At 63.8% G+C, this 22,261-nt stretch carries 15 protein-coding genes; 7 read left to right on the top strand and 8 right to left on the bottom strand.

Going from position 1 to position 22,261, the window contains the following annotated elements; all coding sequences use genetic code 11:
- Nucleotides 1-44: 44 nt before the first annotated feature.
- Complete coding sequence (locus tag ABFO07_RS34535) at nucleotides 45-527, bottom strand: RES family NAD+ phosphorylase (RefSeq protein WP_059558117.1); 483 nt, start codon at nucleotides 525-527, stop codon at nucleotides 45-47.
- Entirely contained in the window at nucleotides 524-979 is a 456-nt protein-coding gene (gene parS / locus ABFO07_RS34530) for a type II RES/Xre toxin-antitoxin system antitoxin (protein ID WP_059558116.1), read from the bottom strand. The genes ABFO07_RS34535 and parS overlap by 4 nt, the downstream gene beginning before the upstream one ends.
- Nucleotides 980-1,304: 325 nt before the next feature.
- Here parS and ABFO07_RS34525 point away from each other — a divergent pair, with 325 nt between their 5' ends.
- Together ABFO07_RS34525 and ABFO07_RS34520 are read left to right on the top strand one after the other, a co-directional pair.
- A complete protein-coding gene (locus tag ABFO07_RS34525; RefSeq protein ID WP_059881233.1) occupies nucleotides 1,305-1,610 on the top strand; it encodes a DUF4148 domain-containing protein in 306 nt (101 codons plus the stop codon).
- 500 nt (nucleotides 1,611-2,110) lie between these two features.
- The gene (locus tag ABFO07_RS34520) at nucleotides 2,111-2,827 is read left to right on the top strand and encodes a dienelactone hydrolase family protein (RefSeq protein ID WP_347469828.1); all 717 of its coding nucleotides are present in this window, start codon (nucleotides 2,111-2,113) and stop codon (nucleotides 2,825-2,827) included.
- A gap of 266 nt (nucleotides 2,828-3,093) precedes the next feature.
- Here ABFO07_RS34520 and ABFO07_RS34515 read toward each other — a convergent pair whose 3' ends face one another.
- Nucleotides 3,094-4,035 carry a LysR family transcriptional regulator gene (locus ABFO07_RS34515; protein WP_059803874.1) on the bottom strand — a complete coding sequence of 314 codons (942 nt, stop codon included), beginning with the start codon at nucleotides 4,033-4,035 and terminating at the stop codon, nucleotides 3,094-3,096.
- A 263-nt stretch (nucleotides 4,036-4,298) separates the two neighbouring features.
- On the bottom strand, nucleotides 4,299-5,597 hold the full coding sequence (locus tag ABFO07_RS34510; protein WP_059881239.1) for an adenylosuccinate synthase: 1,299 nt from the start codon (nucleotides 5,595-5,597) through the stop codon (nucleotides 4,299-4,301).
- A gap of 139 nt (nucleotides 5,598-5,736) precedes the next feature.
- Here ABFO07_RS34510 and gcvA point away from each other — a divergent pair, with 139 nt between their 5' ends.
- Complete coding sequence (gene gcvA / locus ABFO07_RS34505) at nucleotides 5,737-6,639, top strand: transcriptional regulator GcvA (RefSeq protein WP_059881600.1); 903 nt, start codon at nucleotides 5,737-5,739, stop codon at nucleotides 6,637-6,639.
- A 612-nt stretch (nucleotides 6,640-7,251) separates the two neighbouring features.
- Here the strand turns inward: gcvA and ABFO07_RS34500 are convergent.
- Nucleotides 7,252-7,569, bottom strand: coding sequence for a hypothetical protein (locus tag ABFO07_RS34500; RefSeq protein WP_059558105.1), 318 nt, complete (start codon nucleotides 7,567-7,569; stop codon nucleotides 7,252-7,254).
- A gap of 2,149 nt (nucleotides 7,570-9,718) precedes the next feature.
- Here ABFO07_RS34500 and ABFO07_RS34495 point away from each other — a divergent pair.
- A complete protein-coding gene (locus tag ABFO07_RS34495; protein WP_059881241.1) occupies nucleotides 9,719-11,035 on the top strand; it encodes a replication initiation protein in 1,317 nt (438 codons plus the stop codon).
- Between the two features lie 47 nt (nucleotides 11,036-11,082).
- Here ABFO07_RS34495 and ABFO07_RS34490 read toward each other — a convergent pair whose 3' ends face one another.
- The 3 genes from ABFO07_RS34490 to ABFO07_RS34480 all read right to left on the bottom strand — a co-directional run bounded on the left by ABFO07_RS34490 (nucleotide 11,083) and on the right by ABFO07_RS34480 (nucleotide 15,988).
- Complete coding sequence (locus tag ABFO07_RS34490) at nucleotides 11,083-12,108, bottom strand: ParB/RepB/Spo0J family partition protein (protein WP_059558101.1); 1,026 nt, start codon at nucleotides 12,106-12,108, stop codon at nucleotides 11,083-11,085.
- Nucleotides 12,101-12,799 (bottom strand): ParA family protein, encoded by a 699-nt coding sequence (locus tag ABFO07_RS34485; RefSeq protein WP_059881243.1) that lies wholly within the window; start codon nucleotides 12,797-12,799, stop codon nucleotides 12,101-12,103. The genes ABFO07_RS34490 and ABFO07_RS34485 overlap by 8 nt, the downstream gene beginning before the upstream one ends.
- A gap of 2,070 nt (nucleotides 12,800-14,869) precedes the next feature.
- Nucleotides 14,870-15,988: an MBL fold metallo-hydrolase gene (locus tag ABFO07_RS34480; protein WP_060028383.1), complete on the bottom strand. Its 1,119-nt coding sequence runs from the start codon at nucleotides 15,986-15,988 to the stop codon at nucleotides 14,870-14,872.
- Between the two features lie 81 nt (nucleotides 15,989-16,069).
- Between ABFO07_RS34480 and ABFO07_RS34475 the strand changes: the two genes are divergently transcribed.
- From ABFO07_RS34475 to ABFO07_RS34465, 3 genes are all read left to right on the top strand, one after another.
- A complete protein-coding gene (locus tag ABFO07_RS34475) occupies nucleotides 16,070-16,723 on the top strand; it encodes a TetR/AcrR family transcriptional regulator (protein ID WP_059558096.1) in 654 nt (217 codons plus the stop codon).
- A 116-nt stretch (nucleotides 16,724-16,839) separates the two neighbouring features.
- Nucleotides 16,840-17,331: an NAD(P)H-dependent oxidoreductase gene (locus ABFO07_RS34470; protein WP_059961109.1), complete on the top strand. Its 492-nt coding sequence runs from the start codon at nucleotides 16,840-16,842 to the stop codon at nucleotides 17,329-17,331.
- Between the two features lie 883 nt (nucleotides 17,332-18,214).
- A complete protein-coding gene (locus ABFO07_RS34465) occupies nucleotides 18,215-21,724 on the top strand; it encodes a pyruvate carboxylase (protein ID WP_347469827.1) in 3,510 nt (1,169 codons plus the stop codon).
- The last annotated feature ends 537 nt before the right edge of the window (nucleotides 21,725-22,261 follow it).

The raw sequence follows: 22,261 nt of genomic DNA, 5'->3' as shown, positions 1-22,261 counted from the left end.
CATTCGACGTGGATCGGAGGACGATGCGCGGCGCGCGCGGCGGATCAACCGCGCGGCTTCGGCGGCTGGAGCAGATGCAGGATCCGGCGGTCGTACGGCGCGCGTACGATCTCCGCGATGCGAATCTCGGCGGCAGCCGGATGAAGGGGGTTCAGCAGGAAGTTGTGCGCATACGGCACGACCGCGCTCGGCACGCGCAGCAACGCGCTCGGCTTCGTCTGCAGCCATTCGGTGCCCGCGCCGCGGGTCCACTCGGGGTTCGTGCGCCAATCGTCCGGCGCGTCGTCCTCGGCAATCTCGGCCACGGCGACCGAATCGGGCACGTCCACGCGCAGCAGCTGATACCCGTCCGGCAACTGCGCGACGGAACCGATCTCCAGATGGACGAGCGTCTCGAGCAGCGCGAGCGCCGGATGTTCGGCGAGATACACGACCGGTTGCCCGGCAAAGTGCCAGCGCCCGCCGGCGCGCAAGCCGCCGATGCCTTGCAGGTCGGCGTAATTGCTGATCCGCCACAGCATCGTCAAGCGAAGTACCCCTCGTCGATCTGCGTGAGCGCTTCCTCGACGAGCCGCGCGCCGTGCTCGGTGCTCGCCATGTCGAGCGAGGTGCGGCCGCCGAAGCGCTGGAGCCCGCTGCGCAGCCATGCCATTGCCTTGTCCGGATCGCCGAAGGTGGCGGTGGCCTGCGCGACGATCCGCGCAAGGCGGATCGCCTTGTCGGATTCTTCGGGAGACAGGCGCTCGTGCGCCTGGCGGCGATGGCTCAAGGTCCGGCGCGGAATGATGAACGCAAGCTCGTCGGACTTGAGGCCGCGCTCGGACAGCCGGTCGATGACCGCGACGTCGACGCGCGCGCTCGCGAGCTCGGCCAGGTCGGCGCCCGATCGGATGCGGGTGGCCAGCAGTTGTTCGAGAATCGAGAACTCGGCCTGGCGCGGATGCGCGACGCCGGACGGATGGAAAGCGATGGTTGCCATGATCTCTCCTCGGCAATTTGCCCAATCATTATAGGCGTTTTGCCGGGTCGATGGCGACATGCGGCAACGTCATGGCTTTGTCACGTAACAACTTTGAATCCGCGCTTCGGCATCGCACATTCGATGCAACGGAAACGCTGCAGCCGATCGTTCCACGAGCTTCGGCAATCATCAGACCAAACCGGGTATTCGCGTCGGATTGTTTACCGTGCTGAGATAATTTGTCACTGGAATCGGTATTTTCGGCCGGTGACGCGACCGCTACGATGCAATCAACCGCTCAGCACGACAGTGAAGCGCGAAATCAATCAAACCGGAGGTCATCATGAAATCGTTCATCTACGCCGTGGTCGCAGCCACCGCCCTGTCCGCCTCGTATGCCGCATTCGCACAGTCGACGCCGGCGCCGACGCGCGAGCAGGTGCGCGCGGAGCTGGTGCAGCTCGAGCAGGCCGGGTACAAGCCGGAGGTGTCCGATGCCCATTACCCGCAAGCGCTGCAAGCCGCCCAGGCGCGCGTGACCCATGCCGACGAAGCCGGCTACGGCGCGCAGGCAGCCGCCGGCGTCCGCTCCGGCCGTGTGACGCCGGTCAAGGAGAACGGCCGCGACTCGATCTATTTCGGTCAGTAACACGAACTGCGCTCGCTTCGCGCGGGTGCTGCCGAACACCACGCCCCTGACGATCGGGGGCGTGGTGTTTTCGCATCGGGCCTCGGCAGATGAATGCGAGGCACCGTCTCCCGGCGGCAAACGCCGCCAAGAATGATCAGTAATCCTTCCATTTTGATCGATCGACGCGCGCCATGTGCTACACGTCGGCGCCGCACCCGATTCGGACAGGCGGCACATCCGCCAGCGCCGAGACGCGAGGTCAACGCATTCGGCGATTTGCTCCGTACTTTGAAACCGCGCCCGCGGATGTCCGGTCACGTCGGCTCCGGCAGGCAGCGGCGCACGGAACGATCGGATTCGCGCGAAATCCGCACCGTGCCAGCAGACGCGGCGTGTTTGCGCATAGAATTCCCGCGTGTACGGGGCCGGCCAAAGCGGGCGCGGGATGGTTCGTGAAGACCGCCGGCCTGTTTCGATGCCGCACCCATGCTCATTTCAACAAGACAAGGAGTGGTTTCATGTCTCAAGCAACCGGATCCATGATCTCGTTTCGCCGCCCGGACGGCCAGGAACTGCAGGGCTACCTGGCGACGCCGGAGCAGACCGACGGCGCGCCCGCGGTCGTCGTCATCCAGGAATGGTGGGGCCTGAATGACCAGATCCGCGGCGTCGCGGACCGCCTGGCCCGCTGCGGCTACTTCGCGCTCGTTCCCGATTTGTATCGCGGCAAGTCGACGGTCGAGGCGGAAGAGGCGCACCACCTGATGAGCGCGCTCGATTTCGGCGACGCGGCATCGCAGGACATTCCCGGCGCAGTGCAGTACCTGAAGTCGCACGCGGAGCGTGTCGCGGTCACCGGCTTCTGCATGGGCGGTGCGCTGACCCTGCTGTCGCTGCAGAACGCCGACGTGACGGCCGGCATCGCCTGGTATGGCCTGCCGCCGCTCGACTACCTCGACGCGGCGAAGCTCAAGGCGCCCATCATGGGGCACTGGGCGACGCAGGATGCGTTCTTCGCGGCCGACCAGGTGGACGCACTCGAAGAGAAGCTGCGCGCCGCGAACGCCGACTACACGTTCCACCGCTATCTCGCGCACCACGCGTTCGCCAACGAGACGGCAGTCGGCACCGGCCGCCTGCCGGGCACGCAGTACGATCCGGTGTGGTCGCAGATCGCGTGGGACCGCACGCTGACGTTCCTCGGCCGCACGATGTGGGCGAACGCGCAGAAGTAAGCGGCTTGCAGCCCGGATGAGCGTCGCCGGGCGCGCAACGCGGCGGGCGACGCGCCGGGAATGAACGCCGCCGGCACATGCCGGCCGATGCGCGTATCGATCGCCTCGGCGTGAACGGCTATGCCAGCGCGCCGATGGGCGGCATCAGGCGTTCGGGCATCGGCCGCGAAAGCGCCTGACCGTCGATCGAGGCGTTCGCCGAACTGAAGACGGTCAATTTCAAATTCGACGCATGATCGTGCGCGGTGGCGCCGCCACCGCACGCATCACGCCTGGTGGGACGCGCACAGCGCCGCCTCGTCGGCGGCGAGCATCTCGGGCACGCATTCGCGCAGGAAATCGACGAAGGTGCGGATCTTCGCGTCGAGATACTGGCGCGACGGATACAGCGTATAGACCGTCAGCTTCTGCAGCCGGTACTCGGGCAGCACGCGCACCAGCGCGCCGCTGCTCAGCGCGGGCAACGCCGTCGACATCGGCAGCGAGCCGATGCCGAGGCCCGCACGCAGCGCGGCGCCGAGCGCATCGGCGATGTTCACCTGGAAATCGGGCAGCGGCAGTTCGAAGGTCTCGCGGCCGTCGGGCCCGTCGAGATGCCAGCGGTCGCGCGGAAACACCGGCGTGACGATCTGCAGGCACGAATGTCCCTCGAGATCCTTGACCGTCTGCGGCGTGCCGCGCGCCTGCAGATACGCGGGCGACGCGCACAGCACGCTGTGCACGGCGCCGAGCCGCTGCGACACGAGCCCGGAATCGGGCAGTTCCGTCGTGCTCAACTGCAGCGATACGTCGTAGCCTTCGTCGATGATGTCCGGCACGTGCTGCGACAGCGTCAGCTCGACCGCCACCGACGGATACCGCTGCCGATAGCGCACGACTGCCGGCACCACGTACGCCTGGCCGAAGCTCGTCGTCGCATGCACGTGCAGCCGGCCCGACGGCTTCGCCTGCGCGTCCGCCGCTTCCGCTTCGGCCTCGTCGATGTACGCGAGCACCCGCTGGCATCGGTCCAGATAACGCTGCCCCGCATCGGTCAGCGCGATGCGGCGGGTGCTGCGATTGAGCAGGCGCGTGCGCAGATGCGTTTCGAGCTGCGCGACCGAACGCGATGCGTAGGCGGTCGTGATGTCCAGGCGCTGGGCGGCGCTCGTGAAGCTGCCTTCCTCCGCCACGCGGACAAAAATGCGCATCATCTGTAGCGTGTCCATCGACAAGTCCCCGGGAATGAGATCGCCTCGCACCATGCAGGCCCGGCGCGCCGCGACGCGCGCGACCGGGTCCGTGCCGGTATCGGCGCAGCGCGCGACGCAAGATGCCGGCACCGTGTTCCGGAGGCCGGAATGATTGGTGCGGAACACTACAGCAGCGCCACGGGCGTGTCCAGTTGGGTATGCCCCCGAACTGTCTACGCCGCCGCTCGGCCGGACTCCTCACGGTTCGGCCGTCGCGGTCGAACGCCGCCGTATACCTGCTACGCGCGCACGGACGAATCGAACGGGTTGCGCAGCACGATGGTGTCGTCGCGCTCCGGCCCGGTCGTCAGCAGCGAAACCGGCACGCCCGCGATCGCCTCGACGCGTTCGACGAAACGGCGCGCCGCGTGCGGCAGGTCGCCGAGCCGACGCGTGCCGCCAACCGTTCCGGCCCAGCCGTCGAACTGCTCGTAGACGGGCTTCGCACGGGCCTGCGCGGCAAGGCTCGCCGGCAGATGATCGATGCGCTCGCCGTCGAGTTCGTATCCGACGCACAGCCGGATCGTGTCGAAGCCGTCGAGCACGTCGAGCTTGGTCAGCGCGAGCGAATCGATGCCGGACACTTTGGCCGCCTGGCGCAGCTGGGCCGCGTCGAGCCATCCGCAGCGCCGCGGCCGGCCGGTGTTGACGCCGAACTCGCGCCCGCGTTCGCGCAACCGCGCGCCGACGCCGTCGGCGAGTTCCGTGAGGAACGGCCCGCCGCCGACGCGGGTCGCATAGGCCTTGGTCACGCCCAGCACATGGCCGAGCTTCGACGCGCCGAGACCGGTGCCGGCGGCAGCCGCCGACGCCACCGTGCCCGACGAGGTCACGAACGGATACGTGCCCCAGTCGATATCCAGCATCACGGCTTGCGAGCCTTCGAACAGGATTTTCCGGCCTTGGTCGTATGCATCGTTGAGGTCCGCCCACACGGGCCGCACGAACGGCAGCACCTTGGGCGCGAGGTCGACGAGCATCGGCAGCATCGCGTCCCGCGTCCACGGGTCGAGGCCGAGCCCGCGGAACCACGCGTTGTGATGGTCGAGCAGCACGTCGAGCTTGCTCGCGAGCGCGTCGGGATCGGCCAGGTCGCCGACCCGCAGCCCGCGGCGGCCGACCTTGTCCTCGTAGGCGGGGCCGATGCCGCGCAGCGTGGTGCCGATCGGTTCGCGGCGCAGCGTCTCCTGCGCGGCGTCGATCGCCCGATGAATCGGCAGGACCAGCGTCGCGTTTTCGGCGATCGCCAGGTTATCGGGCGTGACCGCGACGCCGAGTTCCGCGACGCGCGCGATCTCGGCGAGCAGCGCCTCCGGGTCGAGCGCCACGCCGTTGCCGATCACGCCGGGCTTGCCGCGCACTACCCCGCTCGGCAGCAGCGCGAGCTTGTAGGTCTTGCCGTCGACGACCAGCGTGTGGCCCGCGTTGTGCCCGCCGTTGTAGCGCGCGACGATGTCGGCCTGCCCCGCGAGCCAGTCCACCACGCGGCCTTTGCCTTCATCGCCCCATTGGGCGCCCACCACCACGACATTCTGCATGCTCCACTCTCCACGTGAGGAAACTCGACACTTGGCGGACTCGGCGAGCCGCAGGTATGGCATATTGGCGCAGCAGCACTGGGCGATCAAACGATTAATCTTGAGCATCGCGTGAAAAAAATTCACGCGAATGGGTGTGATGGGCAGAAAGCTTCCTCCGTTGAATTCGTTGCGGGCGTTCGAGGCCGCCGCCCGCCTGGGCAGCTTCACACTGGCCGCCGACGAGCTGTGCGTCACGCACGGCGCGATCAGCCGGCATGTGCAGCAGCTCGAGGCCTGGCTCGGCCGGGCGCTGTTCGAGCGCCACAACCGGCGGGTCGAACTGACCGAGGCCGGGCGGACCTACCTTGCGGAAGTCGGCGCGTCGTTCGACCGCATCGCACTTGCCACCGCCCAGCAGCTCGAACGCGGGCAACAGCGGGTGCTGCGCGTCAGCGCGCCGGCAACGTTCTCGCTGCGCTGGCTCGTGCCAAGGCTGTCGTCGTTCCAGGTCGCGCATCCGCATATCGAGGTGCGGTTGTCCACGTCGAACGAACCGATCGAGAAGCTCCGCGACGTCGTCGACCTGATCATTCGCGGCGGCCCGCAGGCGATCGATGGCTATGTCGCCGACGAGTTCCTGTCCGAAGTGCGCCTGCCGGTGTGTGCGCCGCGGCTCCTCGAAGGCAGGAAGCTGCGCAAGCCTGCCGATCTCGCGCATTTCACGCTGCTGCATGCGGCGACCTATCCCGGCATGTGGCCCGAGTGGCTGGCGGCAGCCGGCGAGCCGCACCTCGTGCCGCGGCAGTCGCTCACGCTCGAGCATTTCTACCTGACGCTGCAGGGCGCGCTCGACGGGCTCGGCGTCGCGATGGGGCCGATCGCGCTCGTCGCGGACGATATCGCCGAAGGCCGGCTCGTGCAGCCGTTCAAGGCGCCGGTGATGCCGCCGTGGCGGTACTTCACCTATGTTGCAGCATCACGCGCGGAAGACGGTGCGGTTCGCGCGTTCAAGGACTGGTTGACGCGCGCGGCCGGGGCATCGCGTTCGAGCGGCGGGTGACGGATGGCAGGCCGCCCCGGCTTGCTCGGGGTTGCCCGCGAAGTCAGCCGCGCCGAGGGCGGTGTTACGCCGCTGCCGCCCGGATGTCGTCGAGCCCCGGACGCTCGACCAGCACGTTGACGTTCGTGCGCGGCGATATCGTTGGCGTTCAAGGCGATCAAACGTGAAGCCGCGAATCGCGCCTGATCATTGCATTGTGCGTCCGTCCTGAGCGGCGAACGGCGAGCCGTCAACGCGAGGGCCGCATGTGTTCGGGGAAATGGTTTGCGGAACGCCGAACGCCGCCCAACTCGATGCATTACACGGTTGGTTTTACGTGGTGTAAACCGTTCAGTCGAGACGTTCCGTGCAGTGAAATCGACGGTGCTTTGTCTCGAGCAGCAGGAGGCGGGATTCAAGCGAAACTGGTGATCGCCCGAACGAAATGATCTTCCAGGAAAGCATGCGGCAGGGTCAAGCCGCACACATCATCAGCATGACGAACCAAATATTCGATTGCTGCTTCACAAACTCGGGCACGTCATTCGCGAACGATGCGACGTGCCCCATCACAGCGTGATGGCTGGCAGGGCGTCACGCGGGCCTCGCGCGACGTCCCGGCCGTCACAGCGCTTACTGGCTTGCGCCGGCCGCGGCGCCCGCCTTCTTCTGCGCATCCTGCAGCTTCTGCGGATAGTTCGGATCATTGGCCGCCGGCTTGTAGCCCGCGTCCTCGAGCTTCTTCAGCTCGGCGTTTTTCTTCGCGCGAGCCGCCTTGCGCTCGGCCTTGTGTTGCGCACGGGCTTGCTTGCGTGCCTCGGCTTTCGCGGCTTTTGCGTCTTGCGCCGCGGGCGCGCTGGCCGTTTCCTGCGCAAACGCAGGCGCTGTCCCGCCGATCAGGAAAGCTGCGGTCGCAGCAACGAGCGTGAACGTTCTGATTTGGATTCGCATCGCTGAACTCTCTATTCGGATTGGTCACGGATGAAGAACTGCGAGATACCACCCCTGCCCCGACGTGTGAGCACGTCGATCGAGGCCTCTGCATCATAACCGTGTTGCCTCGCGTGTGGCGACATGGAATTTGCTCGTCGAGGATCGAGTCGTGCGCTCCCATAAACGACAACCCCGGCCACGGCGACGAGGGCGCCTGACGCGCCGATTCCCATGGATGTATACCGTCGGGCACGCGTGCTGTGCTCGACGATGCCGACGTCTCACATACGCTTCTCCCTGTGCACCGTTCATGTCACATACAACTGCGCGCGCATCAGCGACATAACGCGTGAGTCAGGTGTGATCGGTTCCTGGTGATCGAAAGGCGTCGCATTCGGCTCACCGATCCTTCAGCGCGCGACGATCACATCAGGTCGCCATGTGGAAGTGGTGATCTTGGCAAAGGACTGACCGGGATGGATGTCGGAAGCCTTCGCGCGCCTTTCCGGCATCGCAATCCGACTGCCCTGTAATTCAGGACACGGTGATCGTGAGCCTTTACGGGATCAGGTGTGTGTCAACGGTGAGCATTTTCGGGAGATGTGTGCCGAATCGCTCCAGGTGAGTGCCAGGAATGTTGGTGTTCTCACGTGAGGCCCGAAACGGTGCTGGAAGCATGGGTACTTCACACACAGGCGGTGAGGCGATTCAAAGGTAGAAACTTGCTGGGGTGGTCCGACCGACATAAGGTAGCCATCGCTTGCACAGATGGTGCCGTAGCGGCCGCATTCGAGGAAAGGTACCCCACAGGCATTCGACTGCTGTTTGAGCCGCTCTGTGGGGCTTCTAGGCGGCTCGACGCGTTCCGGTGCCACTGCGTGTGGGAATTCGGCTGGCAAGCGTAGTGCGGAGCAACAAAGCGACCTGTCCATATCATGCCGGCTTTCGGGGCCTGTGACTGGCGATATCCTCGTCGCTGCCCGCTGTGGATCCCCCATAGACGGGAACCTATGTGCGGGAAAAGACGGTTTCTAAGAGATTTGTTCCCATAGCCTTATACGTTTCGATGCTTGTGAGTACGTGCTCACGTCCGGATCGGCCAGGCAGCGTCAGGAAGCTTGACAGACGGGGCACAGCGCTGTGACGAATCAGGAAGGTTCTCCACAGGAAGACGCGCGACACCCAGTGCGGAACCCTTCTGGTAGCGGTTTATGGGGTGTGCTTTTTCCGGAGACACACAGTGTGTTTACTTCTTTAGAAAGCAACGTTTACTTCTTTAACTACTTTTAGATGCCTCACAGGCTTGTGGAACAAGGCTGTGGCCGGTGTTCGGTACCCATTTATGGGAGCATAGGTAGAAGTGTCTGGGGCGTTAGGTCTGTGGATTTGGGGTTTGGGGTAGCCCGGGATGGGGAATCGGGGGTGTGGATATGGTGCAAGCGTAGCCGTTTATGGGGATTCGGCAGCGAAACGCCGATGGTAGCGGTTTATGGGGGATCTTTAAGGTACCCGGTTATGGGGGATTTCTGCGAATCGATCGAGCCATTCTCGTGAGGAGGGCGATCTCGGGTAGCCAGTTATGGGAAGCTCTGAAGGTACCCGTTTATGGGGTTGCTCCGTGTATGCTGGCTCGAGTTCATGCACAGCCCGAGGCTGTGACTCCCGCGCGTATACAGGATTGGTCCGTGGGAAAGGTAGTCATCCGTGGGATTCGCGTAAGGTAGCCTGTTATGGGATCGATTTGACGATGCGGCGACCCAAGGCGCGCGATTCGCAAAACACGACGGCTTCGAAAGGTCCCCTTCTATGGGAAATTTCGAAGGTAGCGTGTTATGGGAGAAAAAGGACCGTGTGCTGCACGGCACCACAGATTCCGCGTCCGATCGCGGTTCTGGCCATTTGCTTCCCATAAAAAGGTACCTTCAGCAGGGCGATGGCCCGGCCGGATCAGGGCATCTCGCGCGAAAGGTAGCGACCTTTGGGAGGAGAGTTTGCGGAAAGGTAGATGGTTATGGGGCCTTTCGAACATTCGCACGCGGAAAAAATTCCTTTGTGTGCCATAAGTTAGCTGCGACAGTGCAAGTGACGTGCGAACAGGGGCGTTGCCCTCGGCGGTGAAGAGGTATAAAGTCCGCTCTCAACAAGGTAACCTTATCCGGACACCACGATGCCGCGAAAGCCCGCAAGCAAAGGCTCCGACAAACAGGTCTCGCTGTTCCAGACGCCCGAGCCTCCCGACTTGCTGCGCAAGGCGGTTCAAGCGATTCACATCGCCCCCAAATCGGGAAAGATCGGTCTGCAGCAGCGCAAGATGTTCAGCTCGCTGATCAAGAACGCGCTCAGGCAGGAAGCATTCGAGCCGGGGCGCACGAGCTTCTCGATCTCGATCGCCTCGCTCTCGCACGAGAGCGGGTTGAACAGCAACAACACGAAATACGTGAAGGACACGGTGAACTCGCTGATCAGCACCGTCGTCAACTGGGACTATCTTGCAGCGGATCGCTCGACCGTCTGGAAGGCATCGGGTCTGCTGGCCGGCGCCGAGCTCGAGCAGTCGGTGCTGAAGTACAGCTTCTCGGACCAGATTCGCAGCGAGCTGCTCAACCCCGAGATCTACGCGTTGATCGATATGCGGATCGCGCGCGAGTTTCGGCGCTCGCACTCGCTCGCGCTGTGGGAAAACACGGTGCGCTACGAAGGTATCGGCATCACCGCGAAGATCCCGCTGCCGAAGTTCCGGGATCTGATCCTGGGCCAGGACAAGGCATCGCAGTCGTACAAGGAGTACAAGCTGTTCAAGAGCAAGGTGCTGGTGCCGTGCATTCAAGAGGTCAACGAAGTATCGGACCACACGCTCGAACTGATCGAGCACAAGTCCGGGCGCAGTGTCGAAGCGGTCCAGTTCAAGGTGATGCGCAAGCCGAGTGCGGATACCGTGGAAGAAGGCGACGTCAAGAACGAAGCACTCGTCGAGGAAGTCGCCAAGTTCGGCATCCCGCGCTCGGAGGCGCGGCGGCTGATTACGCAGTACGGTGTTCAGCGCATCAAGGCTGCGATTGCGTACACGCTCAACCGGACCACGAAAAAGAATGCGGCGCCGGTCGATAACATCGGGGCTTATTTCCGCAAGGCGTTGACGCACGGCTATACGCTGTCCGACGGGCCGACGCCGGAGACGGCCCCGTCGGCGAAGGAAACGGCGCAGAGCAAGCAGGAGCAGATCCGAGACAAGTACCTCGCCGCCAAGATCGACGAGGCCGGTGCCTACTTCCGCGAACTGGAAATCGACGACCAGACCAAGCTCATCGATCGGTACAACGAGACGGTGGTCGGCTCGAAGGACCTGGTGCTGTCGCCGAAGAAGAAGGCCAGCAAGCTCGCGCAAACCAGTTTCTTCAGATGGCTCGCGCTGGATACCTGGGGCGAACCGACCTCGGACGACTTGCTGGAGTTCCTGCTGAAGAGCAGCCTGGCCACGAACTGAAACTGAAAAACAGACCTCGCAACGCGAGGTCTGTTCATTTGGGCACCTTACTTTTGCGCGGCGGCCAGCTCGGCGACGTACGCGTCGATGACTTCCTTGAGCCGGTCGGCGAGCGTTTCCTGGTGGGCTGCGTCCACGCCCTTGAGCTGCAGGTCGAGACGTCCGTCGGGATAGGTCTTCAACTGGCCGATCGTCTGTGATTCAAGCGCGAAGTCGTGGCGGACGCTGTAGCGTGTCCGCCCTGCCTTCTTGTCCCCGTCGTTCTGCGCGCGCAGGAAATTCTCGAGATCGCGGACCGACTTCTTCCGGTCGATCACGGCCGACAGCAGGCGGTCGGCCGTCGGTTCGCCCAGCCGCTCGAAGATCAGCTTGAGGAAATAGGCAGCCTGCAGGCCGACCACGTCGCTCGCCGTGGCCATCCGCTCGAGGAGCGTGTTCGGCAATGCGTTGAGCGAGAGCGTTTTGCTGATCGATGCCTTGTCCTTGCCGATCTTCTCCGCCAGCGTGTTCTGGTCGGCGAACACCTTTTCGTCGAGGAGCCGCTTCCATGCGACCGCATCGTCGAAGATCGTTTGGCGTTCGTGATCGTGGTTGGCGCGATAGGCGATCGTATAGAGCTGCTCGGGCGTGTGATCCGACCGGAAGGTGGCGGTGATGGTTTCGTCACCGTTGATGCTGGTGGCGCGCAACCGGCGCTGCCCGTCGATCACGACGAGCTTGCCGGGAAATTCCGGCAGACGGGTCACCTTGATCGGTTCGATCTGCCCTTCCCGCTTCAATGTCAGCGCGAGTTCATGCAGGCTCGATTCCGAATAGAAAACCCGGGGGTTGAACGGGTTCGGGATGCAGTCCTTCACGGCGACCTTCTGCGGGGCGTCGAGATCCGTCGTGTCGGCGGGCTGCGCCGTCGCCAGCTTGATCGCGGGCGCAGCGGCAGTCGGCAGCACCGTCACGGACGGTTCGGGCAGCCGCGTCTCCAGCGCCGCGTTTTCCTGTGCGAGCCCGCGCAGAAGCCCGGCCGCGAGATGGAGATTGCCCGTTGCCTTCTTTTCCTTCGATGTGTCTTTAGCCATGAGCTGCGGCTCCGGTAGCGCGTGTCGACGCAATGTATTGGGCCATTTCGGTGACCAGCTTCTCGATCTCCGCGCGAGCCTCCTTGAGGCCCTTCAGGTAGCGATTGTGGTGGTGGATGGTGGTGCCGAGCGCGAAGGTCTGCCGATAGACCTCGCGTTGGGCGATCTGGCTGTCCAGCAGATGTTCCCCTATTTCTTCTGCTCTTAGAATTTTTAAAATCTCTTCACGCATTTTAGTTTTTCCATTGACGCTATTGAGCATCAGTGCGGAAGACAGGTTCGGGTTACGTACTGCTCGCATGGATTCGATCATGCGGATCATTGCGACGGTGCTGTAGAGGTCTGCAGGCGATGGCGACAGTGGTACGAGACAGAAGTCTGCGACTTCGAGTACCGACGCGATGCGCGGATCCTCCAGGTTGCCGGGGCAGTCGATGACGATCACATCGAAATGCGCATCCTGCTTCTTGATCTCGCCACCGATCCCGCGGCCGGCCGGGGCCAGGGAGAGCACGGTCATCGGCAGGGTGTTCTCGCCACTCGTGACCCACCGGACGGACGTGCCCTGCGGGTCGGCGTCGATGAGTGCCACTTTGTTCCCGCCGGCCTCGAAGGCGGCGGCGATGTTGACGGAGATGGTGGTCTTTCCAGTACCACCCTTTTGATTGCTGACGGCGATCTTGAAAGCCATTAAATCCCTCCAAGGAGTTTTGCGTAATATATGCATTTGTTGGAGAAAAGTCCAGACAAGATGCTCTGATCGCGAGATTTTGAGCGAGGCGGTGCAGTTGTTACGTGACAAGTAGCCGGATGGCTAACGCGTGCGGAAACGATGGGAGTGAGATTATGGGAATCAATAAAAATCTGATGGCTTGCAGTTGAGATGACGCGTGCGATCGACGAATTGGCTTTCCCTTGATACTGGATTAGTTCTTGGCCGCGACGGTATGCACTAAGCTGCTGCAAACACATTGCATCGTGCCGATTGGCCGAGTATCAACATACGAGCAGTTGTTACGTGACAAGCCGCCAAGCTGATGAGCCGATCATGCGATCGGATGGTTGCATAGCCGAACGTCACGCGATCGACAGGTATAGCGATTAACAGTAATGAAGTAATGACTCGACCAAATGACAGGTTGTCACGTGACAACATGGGCAGGTGTCGACGAACGTGGCTACGGGGTATTAGTTTGCTAAATGGAAACGGGCTTCTAGCAGTCGGCACTGGTGTTAGATTTCGTTCGAGGAAGTGGATGTGTATCCGAGCTCTGCCCACTGTTGATCGGTTGTCACGTGACAACGGATGATCGAGCCGGGGCGTACGCCAGAGATGGTGTGGAAGTGCTGGTTAGATTTCAGAGATCGGCGCGATCGGTAGACGAATGGTTTTGGATGTGACGGAATGCGGAAATGAGCGAGTTCGTTAGGCGGCTTGACCCGCGAGATCCCAGGTCTTTTGCCGTGGGTGAAGCTCGATCTGGCGATCTGGTCTGGTATCGCACACTGATTGTCAGGCCCGCGTGGCGCATCAGAAGGCAAGAGGGCAGGCAACATCCTTGATATGGCCCCATTAATTCGCTCCCTGACGTAGTGCACCCATTAGCTCGTTTACTTGATAGCGACCTGTCGCCAAGCAGAGGCTGTCTCCCGCCCAGCGGGGCACACCGTGGAAACCTGCGCGAGGATCGACAACACCCGATTCCCAGGGCGCCGGCAGCGCACACGATTCGTATCGTGAAACATTCACACAAAGTAGGGTGCGGCCGCGGAAGCTTTATCTTATAAGGACTTCCGGGCGATTCTTCATGTTGTTTCACGCACGGAAGGCGCGCGCATCCCAAAAACAGGGGTCAAACAACTACACTTAAGACGGCCACGCTTCTTCAGCCATGCGCAAGCATCAAATGTGTTGATTGATACGTGTTGTGTCGTAAATGAAATGATTTCGGCGTGAGCCGAGCGCAATTCGGGGTAATGCGATCCCCGCAGAGTGGTGAGTTGTCACGTGACAACGCGGCATCACGGAGTGGGCCTCCTGCCAAAGCATGGTGTTTCACTTGGCACCGTTACGAAATGAGCGATATGAACGGAAGTGAAGTCAATAACGATGCTGGGGTAGGGCCGCCCCAGGTTCATTCTGAATTAATTGGCTGGATCGGCAGGCATCACCACAATCCACGCGATAAATAGCCGAAGCAAAGAGCGATATCTGACCGCCTCCGAAACCCTGAGCCACGATAAGCCCGCATCCGCCCATTCAATAGTTCGCGACGCAAATCGTCTTTGCGATCCCACTTCCTGTCATTCGCGCGCGCCGGATCCATCACCTTGCCGTCCTCAATTCAATGCGCTCGATTGCATCAAACCTGCGGCATTGTCATCGCACATCGTCGTGGGCAGCCGGAGGTTCAGGGAAGCATACGCCGATCGACTTATTCAAATTGCATCTTCCCAGGAGAAAATGCCAAACCATCGAGCCCTCGTCCGGTCGATACGCGACCCGGGCCGCGACACGCGATCTCCGCACACAGCGAAAGAGATTCGAATCTCTCGCAGATATCGTCGGCCAGACTGAGGAGCGCTGGTAGTGAGGCTGCCCTGCAGCGTTTCAGGGCAACCCCGAGGAGCGGAATAGCCCTTCACCGCCGCATCGCCGATCGCGAAAGTCCCGGGGAGCGTTTCGTAACGCGCAGCATCAGGCAAACACGAACATGAATGCGAGGCGCTCGGCGTCAGCCGCCGGAATGACAACGATCATCTACTTGGTTGCTCGCGCCGGACAGATTGCAAACCGCAACGACTTCGGCGCCTCGACCTTCTCGACGACATTGCGCCACCACCGCTCGCCGCGATGCGGCGCAACCAGGTCCAGCCGCTCACCCATCCGCGGCGTCGCAAGATCGACTCCGCGCGCCACGGCCAGCGCCGTCACGCGCTCGAACGGCTCCTGCCAGCGATGCATCGCCAGATCGAACGTGCCGTTATGAATCGGCGCCAGCCAGCGGCCACGCAGATCCACATGCGCCTGCACGGTTTCTTCCGGCTGCATGTGGACGTACGGCCATTGCGCGTCGTACGCGCCCGTCTCGATCAGCGTCACGTCGAACGGCCCGAGACGTTCGCCGATGGTCCTGAAACCGTCGAAGTAGCCGGTGTCGCCGCTGAAGAACACGCGCAGGTCGCCGTCGACGATCACCCATGACGCCCACAGCGTGCTGTTGCCGTCGAGCAGGCTGCGGCCGGAGAAATGCTGCGCAGGCGTCGCGGTCAGCGTCACGCCGTCGATCTCCGCGCTTTGCCACCAGTCGAACTGGCGCACCTTGGCCGCGTCGATGCCCCATTCGATCAGGCGATCGCCGACACCGAGCGGCGTCAGGAAACGCTCCGTCTTCGCGGCCAGCGCAAGCACGGTGTCGCGGTCCAGGTGATCGTAGTGATCGTGTGACAGGATCACGCCGCGCAGCGGCGGCAAGTCGCCGAGCGCGATCGGCGGCGCATGGAAGCGCTTCGGGCCGACACGCCGGAACGGCGACGCGCGCTCGGCGAACACGGGATCGGTCAGCCAGAACTGGCCGCGCAGCTTGAGCAGCAGCGTCGAATGCCCGAGCCGGTAGAGGCTGCGGTCGGGCGCCGCGTCGAGCTGCGCGCGGGTGAGTGTATCGACGGGCAGGGCGCCGGCCGGCACCGCGCCGCGCGGCTTGTGGAACATCATGTTCCACATGATGCCCAGCATCTTGCCGAGCCCTTCGGCGGGCCGCGGCGCGACGTTGCGAAAGCGTTCGCCGTCGTGTTGCGGCGAATGGGCGGACAACGCGCGGCCGCGCTTTGCAGCGGTCAGGCCGAGCGTACGTTGAATGAAATCGGGGAGCGATGCCATGAGTATCCATCCGGATGAAAGTACACTAAACAGTGTAGTTTATTTCCGAGGAAAGTAAACTGCCGGGTGTAAAATTTGAGGATGGATACGAGCACCACTCATCAACGTCTGACCGATCGAAAGCGGGCGGCCATCGTCAGCGCCGCGATCGAGGAGTTTCTCGCGGCAGGCTACGACGCGACCAGCATGGACCGCATTGCCGCGCGCGCGGATGTCTCCAAGCGCACGGTGTACAACCATTTCCCGAGCAAGGACGCGCTGTTCGCCGCGATCCTGCACCAGCTCTGGGACGCGAGCCACTCGGGCGCCACTCCGGCTTTTCGCAGCGACGTTCCGTTGCGCACGCAGCTGCTCGACCTGTTGACGCGCAAGCTGCGCCTGCTCAACGACGACGCGTTTCTCGCGCTCGCGCGGGTCGCGATCGCGGCGGCCATTCATTCGCCGGAACGCGCGCGCGACATGGTCGAGCGTCTCGGCGAGCGCGAGGAAGACGTGACGGTGTGGATCCGCGCGGCCGCGGCCGCGGGCCGGCTCGCGGCGCCGGATCCGGCATTCGCGTCGCATCAGTTGCAGGGCATCGTGAAGGCGTTCGCGTTCTGGCCGCAAGTGACGATGGGACAGCCACCGCTAAGCGACGAGGCGCAGAAGCAGGTCGCGGAATCTGCGGCCGACCTGTTTCTCGCGTACTACGAGCGAAAGCAGGGCGGCGACGGTCACGACGAAAGCGGACGCTGAGGCGTCGGCGCACCAGGGCGCACTGCTTCGACACCCCGACGTTTGATCTACATTGGAAGCACATCCATGCCGCTCCCGCACATGCAGCGCATGGGCCGACACGTGAGCAAACCCGAATGAAGACGCTGCTGATCGTCTACCACACGATGACCGGAGGCACGCGACAGATGGCCGAGGCGGCCGCCGGCGCGGCGCGCGAACAGGCCGGCGTGTCGGTCCGGCTGCAGCGCGCGGACGAGACGGGCCCGGACGACGTGCTGTCGGCCGATGCATATCTGTTCGCGACGCCGGAGAATCTCGCCGCGATGTCCGGCCTGATGAAGGACTTTTTCGATCGCTGTTATTACGCGGCGCTCGATCGCGTGAATGGCCGCCCGTACGCAACGATGATCTGCGCCGGCAGCGACGGACAGAATGCGTTGCGCCAGATCGATCGCATCGCGACGGGCTGGCGCCTGAAGAGCGTGGCGCCGGGCCTGATCGTGTGCACGCATGCGCAGACGACCGAGCGCATCCTCGCACCGAAGACGATCGACGCCGACGATCTCGCGCGCTGCGCCGAACTCGGCGAGGGCCTCGCGGCCGGTCTTGCGCTCGGCGTGTTCTGAACCGAATGAAGTGCCGCACGGCGCGGGATTTCCCATAAACGACTACCACGCAACAGGAAGCCACGCACCGCCACCGCATCGCACCAGCGATCCCGGCCGACACGCCGAACGTCATTCGGACACGCACTGCGCGCGCACCTGTTCGGCCGTCACCGTTCCCTGCTTCGAGCCGAAATGGCTCAGCACGAAATTGGCGAGCTCCGTGACATACGAATCCGAATAGGCGCTGCCGCCCCCAGTATCTGCTGCGTCCGTCCGCCGACCGTCAGCCCCGTGCCGTGCGGCAACACCTGCATGAGCACGGCGCCGGATGGGGCGTTGACCGCATGGCTGCCGACGAGCGACGCGTACCCGGTCCGGCGTTCCGCACCGTGATTCGTACTGTGAAATCGCGCAGCGGGCGGGCCGTGTTTGCGCTTCGCCGATGCGCAGCGTATGTTACGTGCGGGGCGCAACGGAGTAGACGGCATGGACGGAACAACACAATCCCATGCGCGGCAATACTGGCCTGCGCAAGCACGCACGTCCGCCTGCGGATCACCGCCGATGTTTCGAACTACGGAACACCTGATCGGGATGCATTGCGCAACGCCTGCGTTGCGCGCGGTAATGTCTGAGGCGCGTTTGATCGATCGACATCCCGAATGCAGCCCACGGAGCCGGCCGGCTGCCCGCTCGATTGCGCAGTTCAGCGTTGCAAGCGGGCTTCCACTTTTGAAACGAACGGCCAAGCGGGCGCCGTGCCGTTCGCTTGCCAAATCAGGCACGTAGACGTGCCGGCCTCGACTGGCCCGCCGCTTGCTTGCATCGATCCAGATTCGCGCCAGACCGTCACACGCCGCATGGGCTGGTTCCGTTCGACGACCGTTGATCCTTGCATAACATGACGCCTACCTCCATCCAGTCCATCCTGATCGCCAATCGCTCGGAAATCTCGATTCGCGTGATGCGTGCCGCCGCCGAACTGAACATGCGTACGGTAGCGATCTATTCGAAGGAAGACCGCCTCGCGCTGCATCGCTTCAAGGCCGACGAGAGCTACCTGATCGGCGAGGGCAAGAAGCCGCTTGCGGCGTATCTCGACATCGACGACATCCTGCGCGTCGCGCGGCAGGCGAAGGTCGACGCGATTCACCCCGGTTACGGCTTCCTGTCCGAGAACCCCGATTTCGCGCAGGCCGTGATCGACGCCGGCATTCGCTGGATCGGCCCCGCCCCCGACGTGATGCGCACGCTCGGCAACAAGGTGGCCGCGCGCAATGCCGCGATCGCGGCCGGCGTGCCGGTGATGCCGGCCACCGCGCCGCTGCCGGACGACCTCGACGCGTGCAAGGCGCTGGCCGCGGAAGTCGGCTATCCGTTGATGCTCAAGGCGAGCTGGGGCGGCGGTGGCCGTGGAATGCGCGTACTGGAAAACGCTCAGGACCTTGAAACCCTGCTGCCTGTCGCGCGCCGCGAGGCGCTGGCTGCATTCGGCAACGACGAGGTGTACGTCGAGAAGCTCGTGCGCAACGCACGGCACGTCGAGGTGCAGGTGCTCGGCGACCTGCACGGCACGGTCGTGCATTTGTACGAGCGCGACTGCACGGTGCAGCGGCGCAACCAGAAAGTGGTCGAACGCGCGCCCGCGCCGTACCTCGATCGCGACGGCCGTCACGCGCTGTGCGAATCGGCGCTGCGCCTGATGCGCGCAGTCGGCTATACGCATGCGGGCACCGTCGAATTCCTGATGGATGCCGATACCGGCCAGTTCTATTTCATCGAGGTGAACCCGCGCATCCAGGTCGAGCACACGGTGACCGAAATGATCACCGGAATCGACATCGTCAAGGCGCAGATCCGCATCACGGAAGGCGGCTGCATCGGCCTGGCAGAGGACGCAACGGATGGCGACGGCGCGCTCGTCGCGCGCGCGGCCGGCGTGCCGGAACAACAGGCGATTCCGCTGAACGGCCACGCGCTGCAATGCCGGATCACGACCGAGGACCCGGAGAACGACTTCCTGCCCGATTACGGGCGTCTCACGGCGTACCGCAGCGCAGCCGGCTTCGGCGTGCGGCTCGATGCCGGCACCGCCTATGGCGGCGCGGTGATCACGCCGTACTACGACTCGCTGCTCGTGAAGGTGACGACGTGGGCGCCGACGGCGGCCGAATCGATTCATCGGATGGATCGCGCGCTGCGCGAGTTCCGGATTCGCGGCGTCACGTCGAACCTGCAGTTTCTCGAAAACGTGATCAACCATCCGGCGTTCATCGCCGGCGACGTGACGACCCGCTTCATCGACAAGACACCGGAACTGCTCGAATTCGCGAAGCGCGGCGACCGCGCGACGAAGTTGCTGCGCTATCTCGGCGAACTGAACGTGAACGGCAACGCGGAGATGAACGGCCGCACGTTGCCGGCCCTGCCGTTGCCGAAACCGGTGCTGCCAAAGACCGATACGGCGGCGGCGATTCCGGCCGGCACGCGCGATCGCCTGCGCGAACTCGGCCCGGCGAAATTCGCGAACTGGATGCTCGACCAGAAGCAGGTGCTGCTGACCGATACGACGATGCGCGACGCGCACCAGTCGCTGTTCGCGACGCGCATGCGCACCGCGGACATGCTGCCGATCGCGCCGTTCTACGCGCGCGAGCTGTCGCAGCTGTTCTCGCTCGAATGCTGGGGCGGCGCGACCTTCGACGTCGCGCTGCGCTTCCTGAAGGAAGACCCGTGGGAACGCCTTGCGCTGCTGCGCGAGCGCGTGCCGAACATCCTGTTCCAGATGCTGCTGCGCGGCTCGAATGCGGTCGGTTACACGAACTACGCGGACAACGTCGTGCGCTTCTTCGTGAAGCAGGCCGCGAGCGCCGGCGTCGACGTATTCCGCGTGTTCGATTCGCTGAACTGGGTGCGCAACATGCGCGTGGCGATCGATGCGGTGGGCGACAGCGGAATGTTGTGCGAAGGCGCGATCTGCTATACCGGCGACCTGTTCGACACGTCGCGCGCGAAGTACGACCTCAAGTATTACGTCGGCATCGCGCGCGAGCTGCAGCAGGCCGGCGTGCACGTGCTCGGCATCAAGGACATGGCCGGCATCTGCCGTCCGCGGGCGGCCGCGACGCTCGTGAAGGCGCTCAAGGATGAAACGGGGCTGCCGGTGCATTTCCACACGCACGACACGAGCGGCATTGCCGCGGCATCCGTGCTCGCGGCAGTCGAAGCAGGCTGTGACGCGGTGGACGGCGCGCTCGATGCGATGAGCGGCCTCACGTCGCAGCCGAACCTGTCGAGCATCGCGGCCGCGCTGGCCGGCAGCGAACGCGATCCGGGGCTGAACGCGGACCGCTTGCACGAGGCGTCGATGTACTGGGAGGGCGTGCGCCGCTATTACGCGCCGTTCGAATCGGAGATCCGCGCGGGCACGGCCGACGTGTACCGCCACGAGATGCCCGGCGGCCAGTACACGAACCTGCGCGAGCAGGCGCGTTCGCTCGGCATCGATCATCGCTGGACCGAGGTGTCGCGCGCGTATGCGGACGTGAACCGGCTGTTCGGCGATATCGTCAAGGTGACGCCGACGTCGAAGGTGGTCGGCGACATGGCGCTGATGATGGTCGCGAACGACCTGAGCGTGGACGACGTGCGCAATCCCAACAAGGACATCGCGTTTCCGGAGTCGGTCGTGTCGCTGTTCAAGGGCGAGCTGGGTTTCCCGCCGGACGGTTTTCCGGCCGAGCTGTCGCGCAAGGTGCTCAAGTGCGAACCTCCCGCGCCGTATCGCCCCGGGGACCAGATTCCGCCGGTCGACCTCGACGCGGTGCGCACGCAGGCCGAGGCCGCGTGCGAGCAGCCGCTCGACGATCGGCAACTGGCGTCCTACCTGATGTATCCGAAGCAGACGGTCGACTACTACGCGCACGTGCGTGCCTACAGCGATACGTCGGTGGTGCCGACGCCTGCATTCCTGTACGGGCTGCAGCCGCAGGAAGAAGCGGCGATCGACATCTCGCCGGGCAAGACGCTGCTCGTGTCGCTGCAGGGGCAGCATGCCGATGCGCAGGACGGCATCGTGAAGGTGCTGTTCGAGCTGAACGGCCAGTCGCGTTCTGCACTCGTCGAGCAGAAGACCACCGTGCATGCGGGCAAGGAGCGCCACGGCCTGCAGCGTGCCGATCCGGCCAACCCGCTGCATGTGGCCGCGCCGATGCCGGGTTCGGTCGTGACGGTGGCGGTGCAGCCGGGACAGCGCGTGACGGCCGGCACGACGCTGATCGCGCTCGAGGCGATGAAGATGGAAACGCACATCGCCGCCGAGCGCGACTGCGAGATTGCCGCCGTGCACGTGAAGGTCGGCGAACGGGTGGCGGCGAAGGATCTGCTGATCGAGCTGAAGGGCGCGGCCTGAGGATGACGCCGCGCGTCCGCCGTCGGGCGGGCGCGCGGATACGTTGCGCGATCAGCGCTCGTCGACCGGCTGCACCGGCCGGTGATGATCGGGCCACAGCGTCTTCACGAGATCGCGCCTGTCTTTTTGTCGGTGATCGCGTGTGGGCGCGATGACGATGCATGTCGGCCCGCGACGCTGTCGTCGCGAACATACTACGCATTTTCCGAAGAACCGTTACGGTATGCCGTCGTCGGTCCCGCTTGCCGCGGACACAGCCGGTCGTGGACGACGATCGATGCGAACGCAACGATCATGCGGACGGCAATCCGGCGAGACGAGCCAAGCGGAGCGCCCCATCACCCTTGAAACCTGGCGACCGGCGCCGCGCAATCGTTCCGGAATGCTTGTTTCATACTGTGGAACCTGAGTGAAGGGGAGCGAAACCCGGCCAGCGAACGCGGGGGCGGAGAGCGCGTGCGGGAAACCGGATTCGACGTACGGAGCGGCGGCCCCGCGGCGCGACAAGGCGACCTCTGTCACGACCCGTTGACCTGC

Origin of the sequence: Burkholderia stagnalis (genome assembly GCF_039848545.1) — a bacterium.
Classification (GTDB): domain Bacteria; phylum Pseudomonadota; class Gammaproteobacteria; order Burkholderiales; family Burkholderiaceae; genus Burkholderia; species Burkholderia stagnalis.
Note: the sequence above shows the minus strand (reverse complement) of the source record. Positions and strands in the feature narration are given on the sequence as shown.